This is a genomic window from Deltaproteobacteria bacterium (genome assembly GCA_016875225.1).
Classification (GTDB): Bacteria; Myxococcota_A; UBA9160; order SZUA-336; family SZUA-336; genus VGRW01.
In genome coordinates this window covers 1-11,966 of sequence record VGRW01000046.1, presented here as the reverse complement: position 1 = coordinate 11,966, position 11,966 = coordinate 1, and the positions used below count along the sequence as shown (strand labels likewise).

Here is an 11,966-nt window from a genome sequence, read left to right as displayed (position 1 = left end):
TCAGAAGCGGTGATAATCGGTCGAGTCCGCAAGCGCCGCGTCGCCCTCGGCGGCCACGGGCTCCCAGTAGTTCAGCGCGGCGTTGACGTCGCCCTTCCAGACCTCGGCCGGCAGGTCGTAGAGCACCTCGACGCCGTTGCCGTCGGGATCGGAGACGTACACGCTGTGCGTCATGCCGTGGTTGCCGCGCATCCGGAACTCGACGCCCTTGTTCTTCAGGTGCGCCAGTCGCGCGAGGAACGTCTCGCGGTCCGGGTAGCAGATCGCGATGTGATTGATGCCGACGCGGTTGCCGAACATCTGCCACTCGGTGTCCGCGGCCGGGAACTGGCTCGGGTCCGGCGCCTGCACGATCGCCAGGTCGTGGTGGCGGCTCTTGTCTCCGCGGTAGAAGCGGAACTTCACGTCCGGGATGCCCGGGATCGCCAGCGTCCCGCAGTGCTCGAAGCCGAGCACGTCGGTGTAGAAGCGGTGCGATGCCTCGATGTCGCGGACGTTGATCGCGAGGTGCTGAACGACTGGGCCCTTCGTACTCGTCATCTCGGTTCCTCCCGTTGCGGGTAGTGTGCGCGCCCGACCGCGCTCAGTCGACTCCGATCGCCTTCATCAGCGCGGGAAACTCGTTCCACTCGCGTTCCTGCTGGGCGAAGACGTGGTCGATGATCAGGTTGCGCTGGGCGCTCGCCAGATAGAAGCGCTCGTAGAGCTCGGTTCGGCCGCCGAGCGCCGATCCCGCGAAGTCCCAGGCCGTGCGGAAGATCTTCGCGCGCTCGCGTGCGCTCATCCCATTGGAGCCGGGAATGAAGCGCTCGATCAGCGGGCCGATCTCGGGGTTGTCGATCGCGTCGAGCGACGGCGTGGCGAGCAGATTGTGCGAGCCGATCGCCTTGATGCACTCGTTGGCCCGGATCATCCAGCCCGGCATCATCGCGCGCGTGGCGCGGAACGGACGGTCGTCGCAGAAGAACGCGCCGTTGCCCCAGTCGTGCGCGCCCGCCTCGGCCGCCGTGATCGCGGCGCGGGTGAGCGCGGAGTAGGCCCAGATCTCGCCGAGCATCGCGGCGACGTCGGGCCGGCCCTCGGAGTTGGTCGCGCGGGCCATCCGCGTGCAGATCTCGTAGGCGAACTCGAGCTTCACCGCGGCGCGGATCGAGGTCTGCTGCATGATGTTCGCGGCCCAGCCGTGTCGCATCAGGTTGTTGTAGATGTCGACGTCGCCGTCGATGAAGACGCGCTCGAGGGGGATCTCGACCTCGTCGAAGATCATGTACGCGTCCTGCTCGTCGAAGCGGGTCGAGAACGGCTGGTCGGCGACCGGCGCCGCCACGCCGTAGTGGTCGCGGCAGAGCGTGATCAGACCCTTGCTGTTCATCGGGATCGAGAACGCGAGCAGCACGCCCGGATCGGTTCCCGGAGGCTGCGGCAGGCCGGGGTACACGAAGAGCTCGTCGGCGAACGGCCCGAGCGTGGCCAGGATCTTCGCGCCGCTCACGATGATGCTGTCCTTCTTGCGGCGCACGACCCGCAGCGCGACCTGGCCGTTGATCCCCACCGTGTCGGGCAGCGTCTTGTCGACGACGGGATGGATGATCGTGTGCGTCAGCGAGAGGTCCTTGTCGACGACCTCGCGGTAGAAGCGCCCCAGACGCTCGGCAAAGGTCGTGTCGCCCGAGCTTGCGAAGATGTCGCTTCGCGCGACGAAGCCCGCGAGCGTCACGTTCACGTAGTCCGGCGTGCGGCCGAGCATTCCCTCCGAGTAGTGCGCGAAGCGCTCGAAGGCGATGCGGCGCCGGCGCAGATCGTCGGCGCAGCGCGGCACGATCAGGCTCGCGCTCATCGGCTTTCCGGTCTGCGGGTCGGGGACGAGGCACTCGTCCGCGTGCTGGTTCTGCCAGTCGAAGTAGCCGGCCATTCCGGCGACCGACCCGGCGAACGCCGGGTGCGTCGTGACGTCCACCTTCTGGTTGCCGAGCCAGACCACTCGGTCGTCGCGAAGCCCTTCCACGTACTGCTTGCCGGTTCGTGCGGACATCTTTGCCTCCGGTTCGATCTTGGGTGACCGAATACCTGAGTATAGTCAGTTTTGCAAGCGGAAGGTTCAGTCGCCCTCGAGATGGGCCCACGGCCGCGCGACGCGGTCCGCCTGCTCGAAGCGCGAGATCTCGTCGCGCCTGCGCAGGATCAGGCCGAGATCGTCGAGCCCGGAGCGCAGCGCCTCCTTGCGCAGGGGAGGGACGTCGAAGCCGTAGCGGCGCTCGCCCGCGCGAACCTGCTGCGCCTCGAGATCGACCGTCACGAGGCCGGCTCCGCCCTCGGCGAACGCGGCGAGCGCCGCGACGTCGCCTGCCGCGAGCCTCACCGGCAGCACGCCGTTCTTGAAGCAGTTCGAGTGGAAGATGTCGCCGAAGCTCGGCGCGATCACGCAGCGGAAGCCCAGCCCGCGCACCGCCCAGACGGCGGTCTCGCGCGAGCTCCCGCAGGCGAAGTTCGCCCCCGCGATCAGGATCTGCGCGCCCGCGTAGCGCGGATCGTCGAGCGGGCACTCCCCGTGGAGGCGCCCGGCCGCGTCGTAGCGCAGCGGCTCGAAGGCGAACTCGACCAGCGCCGATCCACCCTGCAGCACGCGTCCGATCGGCGTGATCACGTCGGTGTCGACGTCGTCGACGAGCAGCGGCACCGCCTTCGCGTGGAGCGTCTCGAACGGCTCCATGCCTAGGCCGCAAGTCCTGTCGCGCTGGCGATGCAGCCGGCGAGCGCCGACGCCGCCGCGGTGGCCGGGCTCGCCAGATGCGTTCGCGCGCGCGGTCCCTGCCGGCCGACGAAGTTCCGGTTGGACGTGGACACGCAGCGCTCGCCCGGCGGGACCTGCTCGCCGTTCATGGCGAGGCACAGCGAGCAGCCCGGCTCGCGGAACTCGAAGCCCGCGTCGCGGAAGATCCGGTCGAGTCCGCGCGCCTCCGCCTCGCGCTTCACCCGTTTCGAGCCCGGGACGATCCAGGCGCGCACGCCGGGCGCGACCTTCCGGCCCGCGACCACGCGCGCGGCGGACTCGAGATCGCCGAGCCGCCCGTTCGTGCACGAGCCGATGAACACGTGCTGCACGGGCGTCCCGGCGATGGGCGCGCCGGGCGCGAGGCCCATGTACGCGAGCGCCGCCGCACGCGCGCGCGCGGCTCGCTCGTCGGGCGCGTCGTCCGGCGACGGAATCCGCTCGCCGATCGCGATCACCTGCTCCGGGCTCGTCCCCCAGGTGATCTGTGGCGAAAGACGCGCCGCGTCGAGCTCGAGCTCGCGGTCGAAATCCGCGTCCGGGTCGCTCGGGAGCTTGCGCCAGGCCTCGACCGCTTCCGTCCAGCCGCGTCCGCTCGGCGCGAAGCGGCGCCCTTCGAGCCAGGCGAACGCCTTCGCGTCGGGCGCGACGACGCCGAGCTTCGCGCCGAACTCGACGGCCAGATTGCACAGCGTCATGCGGCCTTCCATCGACAGCGCCTCGACCGCCTCGCCCGCGAACTCCACGGCGTGACCGGAGCCGCCGTCGGCGCCGTGCGCGCCGATCAGGAACAGGACCAGGTCCTTCGCGCTCACCGCGCCGTCGAGCCGTCCCCGGAGCCGCACGCGCATCGAGCGCGGCCGCTCGAGGATCAGCGCCTGCGTCGCGAGCACCTGCGTCACCTCGGTGTTGCCGATGCCGAAGGCGAGCGCTCCGAACGCGCCGTGCGTGCAGGTGTGGCTGTCGCCGCAGACGATCGACAGGCCGGGTAGGGTGATGCCGAGCTCCGGCCCGACGACGTGCACGATTCCCTGGTCGGGGTCGTCGATGTCGAAGAGCCGGATGCCGAGCTCGTGGCAGTGGCTGCGGAACGGCGCGAGCAGGCGCTTGCCGGCCTCCGACGAATCGTCGCGCCGGCCGGGCAGCGTCGAGACGCCGTGGTCGGGCGTGGCGAAGGTGAGCTGCGGCGCGTGAACGCGCAGGTTCTGCTGGCGCAGCGACGCAAGCGACGCGGGACCGGACAGGTCGTGCAGAAGATGTCGATCGATGCGAACCAGATCGACGCCCTCGCCGAGCGTCTCGATCACGTGACTGGACCAGAGCTTCTCGAACAGGCTGCGTGGCTGGCTCATCTGGGCGCGTGGCCTCCGATTCCGTTCGACCTGCCCGAGCCGGCCCGGGTATGATGCCCGGCATCTGCGCGCCGGCCGGCGGAGCCACTCTACCGGAGTCGGCGCGCATCGAGGAGAAGACGATGAGCGGGCACCCTAGCTGGGACGTGGTGGTCGCGGGTGCGGGAAACGCGGCGCTCTGCGCGGCCTGCGCGGCGCGCCAGGAGGGCGCGCGCGTGCTCGTGCTCGAGAAGGCCCCGCGCGAGCTCCGCGGCGGCAACACGCGATTCACGACCGGCGCGATGCGCTTCGCCTATTCGTCGCCGGAGGGCGTCCTGGCGCTGATTCCCGACCTGAGCCCGGGAGAGCGCGCGAACGTCGAGGTTCAGCCCTACGGGCAGGACGAGTTCTACAACGACCTGATGCGAGTCACCGAGGGGCTCGCGGATCCCGATCTCTCGCAGCTTCTGGTCGCGGAGTCGTACCCCGTGATCCGCTGGATGACCGAGCTCGGCGTGCGCTGGGAGCTGGGTGCCTTCCAGCGCGCGGTGCAGAGCGGTCATCGAGCGCGCTTCCACGCGATGATCCAGTCGAAGGGAGCCGGTCCCGGGCTCTCGGACCAGGAGTTCGGGATCGCCGAGGGTCTCGGTGTCGAGATCTGGTACGACGCGAAGCTCGTCGGACTGGTGCAGGACCCGGCCAGCGGGCGCGTGGTCGGCGTGCGCGTGCGCCGGCCCGACGGAATCTCGACGCTCGGAGCCGGGGCGATCGTCCTGGGCACGGGCGGCTTCGAGGCGAACCGCGAGCTGCGCGTGCGCTACATGGGCCCGAAGTGGGACGAGGTGAAGGTGCGCGGCTCGCGCTTCGACACCGGCGAAGGGCTGATGATGGCGCTCGAGCTCGGCGCGCAGTCGATCGGCCAGTGGAGCGGCGCACACTCGACCCCGATCGCCGCCGAGTCACCCGACCACGGCTCGCTGCGACTCACCGACCTCACGCGCCGCGCCTCGTACGTCTACGGCCTGATGGTGAACGAGGACGCCGAGCGCTTCGCCGACGAGGGGGAGGACTTCTGGCCCTACACGTACGCGAAGATGGGCAGCGTGGTGCAGGGGCAGCCGCACCGCGCCGCGTTCCAGATCTTCGACCAGAAGGGGCTGCCCTGGATCGAGCGCGCCTACTACGCGACCTCGACGCCCGCAGAGGGCGACACGATCGCGGAGCTCGCCGAAAAGCTCGGGCTCGATCCCGCGAAGCTCTCGCGCACCGTCGACGAGTTCAACCGCTCGATCGATCCCGGCGCGCAGGCCAATCCCTGGATTCGCGACGGACTCGCGACGCGCGGGCTCGAGCCGGCGAAGTCGAACTGGGCGACGCGGATCGATCAGCCGCCCTACGTCGGCTACCCCGTCACCGGCGGGATCACGTTCACGTTCGGCGGGGTGAAGATCGATCGGCGCGCGCGTGTGATCGACACCGAGGAGCTGCCGATCGCGGGGCTGTACGCGGCGGGCGAGCTCACCGGCGGCTTCTTCCACTTCAACTATCCGGGCGCGTCGGGACTCACCCGCGGGTCGGTCACCGGGAGGATCGCCGGGGCGAACGCGGCGCGCGAGGCGCTCGGCAAGCCGCCGTGGACGTCCTAGTCTGCGTGCAAGCCGTGACGCACGAGCCGCCGCGGCTCGTGGCAGGCGATGGCGCGCCGCGCTTCGAGCGACGCGGTCGCTCCGTGCTGAACGAGAGCGACGCCTACGCGGTCGACACCGCGGTCTTCTTCGCGCGCCGCACGGGCGGACGCACCACTGCGGTGACGGTCGGCCCGCTCGCGGCGCAGGAGGTCCTGTACCTGGCGCTCGCCAAGGGCGCGAACGAGGCGCTTCGCGTCGACGCCGCGGCCGAGCCGCCGCTCGAAGTCGCTCGGGCGCTCGCGGCCGTCGTGCGCCGCGGGCGCTACGACCTGGTGCTCACGGGCGTGGAGTCGAGCGAGGCGCTGGCCTCCGCGGTCGGGCCGGCGCTCGCGGGATTTCTCGACTGGCCGTTCGCGTCGGCCGTGCAGTCGATCGGAGTCGGCGTTCACGACGACCACGCGAGCGTCATGCGCGAGACCGGCGGCGGCGGCCGACAGCAGCTCTCGCTCGCGCTTCCCGCCGTGCTCTGCGTGCAGTCGGGGATCGGCCGGCTCTCGTACCCGCCGGCGGTCCGCGTGCTGCAAGCGCGCCGCCAGGCCATCCAGAGCCTCGCGGCCGCGGAGCTCGGCCTCGAGATCGCGGCCGTCGCGCCGCGCGCAACGGAGGCCTTCGCGCCGCGACGCGATCGCGACGTGGAGCTGCTCGAGGGTTCTCCCGCGGAGATCGCCGTCGCGCTCTGCGAGCGGATTGCCCGCGCGCGCGGACTGGCGTGACCTCCGAGATCGTCGCGCTCCTCGGCCATCGCGCGGGGACGCCCGGCGCTTCGGTACGCGATCTCGTCGGCCGGGCGATGGCGCTGGCCCGATCCGCGGGCGCGAGGCTCTGCGGTCTCTCGCTCTGCGCGCCCGCAGAGGCAGACTCACTCAGCCAGGCGCTCGCGGGCTGCGGGATCGAGAAGCTGTATCTCGTCGCCGACCCGCGGCTCTCGCCCTATCTGCCCGAGACGCACGCGCGCGCGGTGGCCGAAGCCGTGCGGCGCTTGTCGCCGCGGCTGCTGCTGTGCGCGCACGACTACGAGGGCACGGAGGTCGCGCCGTGGGTCGCGGCGGCTCTCGATCTTCCGCTGCTCTCGAACTGCGTCGCGCTCGATGTCGAGGGCGGTGAGCTCGTCGCGGAGCGCCTCGCCTTCGCCGGGGCGTGGCAGGTGCGGCTGCGTCTCGCTTGGGATCGCTGCGCGGTGGCGAGCCTCGGTGCCGCGAACCCGCAAGAGCACGCGCTCGCGGCCACGACCGCGAGCGTCGAGAGACTCGCGCTCGACCTGCCCGAGCGGCGCAGCACCTCCCTCGCCTTCTGGAGCGCGAGCGACGGCGACGCGGGACTCACGACTGCGGAGTGCGTCGTCGGCATCGGCCGCGGAATCGGCGACAGCGCCAGGCTCGAGATCATCGAGGCGCTGGCGTCCGCGCTCGGCGGAAGCGTCGGCTGCTCGCGCCCTCTCGTCGATCTGGCCTGGCTGCCACACGCGCGCCAGATCGGAGTCTCGGGTCACACGATCCGACCCAAGGTGTATCTCGCCTGCGGCATCTCGGGCGCGGCGCAGCACCTCGCCGGGATCGTCGAGGCGCAGACGGTGATCGCGATCAACCGGGATCCCACCGCGCCGATCTTCCGGGTCGCGCACCACGGCGTGGTCGGCGACCTGTTCGAGATCGTGCCCGCGCTCACCGCCGAAGCGCTGCGGCGCCGAGCGGCTACTTCCCGAGAGTGAGCCGCCGCTCGAAGGCCTTGCGCCAGCTCTCGCGCGGCTGGAAGTCCGGGGCGGCGCGGAATCGGGCCTCCGTCCGCGCCAGGATCTCCGCGTCCGAGAGCGAGAGATCCAGCGGATCGGTGACCGGCTGCGCGGTGTGGAAGGGGCTGGGCACGAAGCACTCGATCGCGTTGCCTTCAGGATCCGGGAAGTAGAGCGACCACGCGTTGCCGTGATTCATGGGCAGGAAGCGCGCGACTCCGGCGGCCTCGAGTCGCGCTCGGAGGGCGCGCAGATCGGCCAGGCTCTCCACGCGAAAGGAGATCTGTTGCAGGGTTCCCGGCGCGTTCTCGGGCCGTCCCTCGACGAGCGCGATCTGGTGGTGCTCGTCGGGATCGCGGCTCAGGAAGGCGATCGCCGGCTTTCCCGGCAGCACCTCGAGCCGGCCGCGATCGGAGAGCGCGAAGCCGAGCTGGCCGGTGTAGAACTCGATCATCCGCTCGATGTCGTGGACCATGAATCCGATGTGGCTGAAGTGAAGCTTCGGCAGGGCGGGGGTCATGACCGTCTCCTTCTGGAAGTTCGGGATCGCGCGCAATTGGCCGACGCTGCCGGGCCGGGCAGCGCGTGTCCGCGCAGTGACTCGAGCAGCGCGTTCGTGAGTCTCGCTTCGGAGAGCGGCGCGCCGTGCCGGCTCTCGCGCGCGAGCCATCCCTGCAGGCTCAGGCTCAAGAGCTGCGCGACGGCCTCGGGGTCCTCGCAGCGGATCCACCCCTCGGCGGCCATTCGCGTGAGCGCCGCGGCCGAGCGCCGGGTCAGCTCCTGCTCCACCCGCATCGCGTGCTGCAGCACGCGGCGATCGCGCACGTGGCTCTCGAACGCGAAGATGCGGCGAAGCAGCGGGTCGCCGGAGAAGTGCCGGTTCAGACTTCGGATCGTCTCGAGATACGCGTCGAGCGGGTGTCCGTCACCGACGGCTCTACCGTCCGTGTAGGGAAGCCCGTCGACGATCCGCAGCGCCTCGTCGAGCCGGCGCTCGACGATCTCGGCCAGCAGACGCCGCTTGCTGCGGAAGCGCGCGTAGATCGTCGCGGTCGAGACGCCGGTCTCGGCCGCGAGCTCGCGCATCCCCGTCTTCTCGAAGCCGCGCGACGCGAAGAGCCGTTCGGCCGCTTCCACCACCGACTCGAGACGCTCAGCCTCCATACCGAAGCAGCTCCGCCTCGCTCTCGCCGCTGCGGTGGCGCGCCAGCAGCGACTCGGGATCGAACGGAATGCCGATCGGGTTCTTCGCGAAGATTCCGCTGCGCAGGAACTCCGCGGCCTGCGCCATGCTCATCGTGTCGATCTGCAGCTCGACGTTGTTTCCGTCGGGATCGCGGTAGTACATCGAGAGCGTCGGGCCGTGGTGGATCGTCCACCAAGGCTTTATGCCGCGATCGCGAAGCCGCTCGTAGCTGGCGAGCAGCTCGTCCAGCTTCGCGAACGTGAACGAGACGTGGTGCAGATTCTGCGGCGCGCCCGGCTTCGCCTCGAAGCCCGGCGGCTTGGCGAAGACCACGCGGTGGTGCTCGTCGTCGTAGGTGGTGAAGCAGAGCATCTCGTTCTCGAAGACCACGCGGGCCTCGAGCACTTCGCAGTACCAGTCGCGCATTCGCGCCACGTCGTTCGTCGCCAGCGCGATGTGCGCGAGCTTCCGGGGAGATGCCATCGGGTGTCCTCCTCGCTCTAGACCAGTGGATCGTTCTTCGGCAGGCCGAGCAGCGCTCGCGCGTACGACTCGCCGCTGGTGTCCCAATCTGCCACGACGTGCGTGGCGAACACCTGGATGTCGCGCAGGGCGCGCTGGATCGGCTGATCCAGGAAGATCCCGTGCGCGCCCGCCGCCGGCTGCAGTCGCTGCACCGCGCGCGCGCAGGTCTGCACCGACCAGGCGGCGTCGCGCCGGTAGCGCGCCCGCTGCTCCAGCGTCGCCGGGCGGCCGGCCTGGGCGTCGGCGGTCATCTCGGCGCAGTCGCGAAGCACGATCAGCTCGGCGGCGTCGACCTCGGCCGCGGCCTCGGCCAGCCGGAGCTGCGCGCCGACCTGCTGCTCGACGGTCTTCGCCGAGGCGACGCGCAGCTTGCCCGCGAGTCGCTCGCGGAAGCGGTCGATCGCGCCGGACGCGATGCCGAGCGCGACGCCCGCGAGGCCGAGCGTGGCGACGGAGCTTCCGGGCAGACCGGCCGACTGGCGGCCGCGCGCGGTGGTCTCACGATCGCCGGTGATCGCCGAGTCGAGCGAGGTGGCGAGTGCCTGGTCCGCGGGAATCGCCACGTCGTCGACGATCACGCGCTTGCTGCCGGTTCCCGCGAGACCCGCGACGTGCCAGTTGTCCTCGATCTGGAACTGCCCGCGCTCGACCAGGAAGCTCGCCATCCCCGTGGGCGCGGCGCCCGGCTCGGGAATCACGAAGGCGGCCAGCACCGCGAAGTCGGCGTGATCGCAGGTGCTCGCGAAGTCCCAACGGCCCGAGAGCCGATAGCCGTTCGGCGTCGCTACGGCGCTCCCCCCCGGCACGAACACGCCGCAGACGACCGCATCGGGGCCGCGCGCGAAGATCCGGTCCTGCACCGATTCGGGGTAGGCCGACACGATGTGGTTGTGCAGCGTGCAGATCGCCAGGCACCAGGCGCTGCTCCCGCAGGAGCGGCCCACCTCGCGCGCGGTCTCGATCACGGTCGCGAGCTCCAGCCCGTAGCCGCCGTAGCGCGGCGCGACGAACGCGCGGAGCAGGCCCTCGCGGCGGAAGTCCTCGATCGTCGCGTCCGGCAGGCGCCGCAGCTTCTCGCAAGCTTCGGCCCGCTCCAACAGCGCCGGCGCCAGCTTTCGCGCCCGTTCGACCAGCTCCTGTCGCGTCGTCCCGGCCATCGCCCCCTCCTGTCTTCGCGTCTGAAACGATAAAAACGATTTGCGTCTCTCGTTTTTCAAAGCCTAGAGCGGCCCCCAAACCGGTGTCAACAGAAATTTCGCAGCGCGCGGGCCCGGCTGCTTCGCGGCGGGCTGCGGCGGTATAGTGGCCGCGAAACCGACACGGAGGCGATCAGGCGATGCTGCGCGCGACCAGCCGGAACTCGGCGCTTCGGGAGCGCGCCGCGCGCGTGATCCCGGGCGGGATGTACGGCCACGAATCGACCGCGCTCCTGCCCGCGGAGTTCCCGCAGTTCTTCGCTCGCGGGGTGGGATCGCGGCTCTGGGACGCCGACGGAAACGAGTACATCGACTACATGTGCGCCTACGGGCCGAACCTGTTCGGCTACGCCGACGCCGAGATCGACCGCGCCGCGATCGAGCAGCTCGCGCGCGGCGACGCGCTCACCGGCCCGACCGAGCTCATGGTCGAGCTCGCGGAGCAGCTGGTCGCGATGGTCGCGCACGCGGACTGGGCGATGTTCTGCAAGAACGGCAGCGACGCGACCACGCTCGCGATCATGACGGCGCGCGCGCACACGGGCCGGCGCAAGATCCTGGTCGCCAAGGGCGCCTACCACGGCGCGCAGCCGTGGAGCACGCCGGTGCCGGTCGGCGTGGTCGCGGAGGACCGCGCGCACCTGATCTCGTTCGAGTACAACGATCTCGCCAGCCTCGAGCGCGCCGCGCGAGAGGCCGGGGCCGACCTGGCCGGCGTGATCGTCTCGCCGTTCAAGCACGACGCGTTCGTCGACCAGGAGCTGCCCGAGCCCGAGTTCGCGCGCGCGGCGCGCGACCTCTGCGACAGGAGCGGAGCGCTGCTGATCATGGACGAGGTGCGCGGCGGCTTCCGGCTCTCGCGCGACGGCTCCTGGACGCATCTCGGTGTAGCGCCGGACCTCTCGGCCTGGGGCAAGTGCCTGGCCAACGGCCACGCGATCTCGGCGCTGCTCGGCTCCGAGAAGGCGCGCGCGGCTTCGAGCCGGCTCTACGTGACGGGTTCGTTCTGGTTCCAGGCGGTGCCGATGGCCGCGGCGCTCGCCACGCTGCGAAGGGTCTGCGAGTCGGACTATCTGGAGCGGACGCGCAGCCTCGGAGAGAAGCTTCGTGCGGGCCTGTCGGCTCAGGCCGCCGCGCACGGCTATGCGCTGCGACAGACCGGCCCCGCGCAGATGCCGTTGGTCCGCTTCGACGGCGATCCAGATTTCCGGCGCGGCTTCGCCTGGACAGCCGAGGCCGTTAAGCGCGGCGCCTATCTGCACCCCTGGCACAACATGTTCATCTGCGCGGCGCTCACCGAGGGGGACGTCGACAAGACGCTGGCGATCACCGACGAGGCCTTCGCCGCGCTGCGGCGCCGCGAGGGCACGCTCGAGCCCCACCCCGTCGTCGCCGCGCTGCTGGGCGCGCGCGGCTAGGAGCCTGACCCGAGAGTGAGTGCCGGGGCGCGCCGGATGGGGGTCTCCTCAGCGGTGCCCGGCACAGCCGACCGCTTCGTCGACCCCCATCCGGCGCACTCCTCCGCCCACGACACGCCGACG

The 11,966-nt window shown here is 70.9% G+C and carries 12 protein-coding genes; 4 read left to right on the top strand and 8 right to left on the bottom strand.

Annotation, left to right across the window (positions count from 1 at the left end):
• The 4 genes from FJ108_11870 to leuC form a co-directional block, all read right to left on the bottom strand.
• Entirely contained in the window at positions 1 to 540 is a 540-nt protein-coding gene (locus tag FJ108_11870; GenBank protein MBM4336591.1) for a hypothetical protein, read from the bottom strand.
• Between the two features lie 43 nt (positions 541 to 583).
• Entirely contained in the window at positions 584 to 2,032 is a 1,449-nt protein-coding gene (locus tag FJ108_11865) for an aromatic ring hydroxylase (protein MBM4336590.1), read from the bottom strand.
• 66 nt (positions 2,033 to 2,098) lie between these two features.
• Positions 2,099 to 2,710: a 3-isopropylmalate dehydratase small subunit gene (gene leuD, locus FJ108_11860; protein ID MBM4336589.1), complete on the bottom strand. Its 612-nt coding sequence runs from the start codon at positions 2,708 to 2,710 to the stop codon at positions 2,099 to 2,101.
• A 2-nt stretch (positions 2,711 to 2,712) separates the two neighbouring features.
• Positions 2,713 to 4,122: a 3-isopropylmalate dehydratase large subunit gene (gene leuC, locus FJ108_11855; protein ID MBM4336588.1), complete on the bottom strand. Its 1,410-nt coding sequence runs from the start codon at positions 4,120 to 4,122 to the stop codon at positions 2,713 to 2,715.
• 50 nt (positions 4,123 to 4,172) lie between these two features.
• Here leuC and tcuA point away from each other — a divergent pair, with 50 nt between their 5' ends.
• The 3 genes from tcuA to FJ108_11840 are packed head-to-tail and all read left to right on the top strand — an operon-like array spanning position 4,173 to position 7,497.
• Positions 4,173 to 5,747 carry an FAD-dependent tricarballylate dehydrogenase TcuA gene (tcuA, locus tag FJ108_11850; protein ID MBM4336587.1) on the top strand — a complete coding sequence of 525 codons (1,575 nt, stop codon included), beginning with the start codon at positions 4,173 to 4,175 and terminating at the stop codon, positions 5,745 to 5,747.
• Positions 5,735 to 6,502, top strand: a complete 768-nt coding sequence (locus FJ108_11845; protein MBM4336586.1) for a hypothetical protein — start codon at positions 5,735 to 5,737, stop codon at positions 6,500 to 6,502. The genes tcuA and FJ108_11845 overlap by 13 nt, the downstream gene beginning before the upstream one ends.
• Positions 6,499 to 7,497, top strand: coding sequence for an electron transfer flavoprotein subunit alpha/FixB family protein (locus FJ108_11840; GenBank protein MBM4336585.1), 999 nt, complete (start codon positions 6,499 to 6,501; stop codon positions 7,495 to 7,497). Before FJ108_11845 ends, FJ108_11840 begins: the two co-directional genes overlap by 4 nt.
• Here the strand turns inward: FJ108_11840 and FJ108_11835 are convergent.
• Genes FJ108_11835 through FJ108_11820 form a run of 4 tightly spaced genes read right to left on the bottom strand, consistent with a single transcriptional unit; the run spans position 7,481 to position 10,386 of the window.
• Positions 7,481 to 8,188, bottom strand: a complete 708-nt coding sequence (locus FJ108_11835) for a hypothetical protein (protein MBM4336584.1) — start codon at positions 8,186 to 8,188, stop codon at positions 7,481 to 7,483. The genes FJ108_11840 and FJ108_11835 overlap by 17 nt on opposite strands.
• Positions 8,035 to 8,682 (bottom strand): TetR/AcrR family transcriptional regulator, encoded by a 648-nt coding sequence (locus FJ108_11830; GenBank protein ID MBM4336583.1) that lies wholly within the window; start codon positions 8,680 to 8,682, stop codon positions 8,035 to 8,037. Before FJ108_11830 ends, FJ108_11835 begins: the two co-directional genes overlap by 154 nt.
• Positions 8,672 to 9,187: a biphenyl 2,3-dioxygenase gene (locus tag FJ108_11825; GenBank protein MBM4336582.1), complete on the bottom strand. Its 516-nt coding sequence runs from the start codon at positions 9,185 to 9,187 to the stop codon at positions 8,672 to 8,674. Before FJ108_11825 ends, FJ108_11830 begins: the two co-directional genes overlap by 11 nt.
• Positions 9,188 to 9,204: 17 nt before the next feature.
• Positions 9,205 to 10,386, bottom strand: coding sequence for a hypothetical protein (locus FJ108_11820; GenBank protein MBM4336581.1), 1,182 nt, complete (start codon positions 10,384 to 10,386; stop codon positions 9,205 to 9,207).
• A gap of 179 nt (positions 10,387 to 10,565) precedes the next feature.
• On the opposite strand from FJ108_11820, the gene FJ108_11815 reads away from it, so the two are divergent.
• Positions 10,566 to 11,843: an aminotransferase class III-fold pyridoxal phosphate-dependent enzyme gene (locus FJ108_11815; protein ID MBM4336580.1), complete on the top strand. Its 1,278-nt coding sequence runs from the start codon at positions 10,566 to 10,568 to the stop codon at positions 11,841 to 11,843.
• The last annotated feature ends 123 nt before the right edge of the window (positions 11,844 to 11,966 follow it).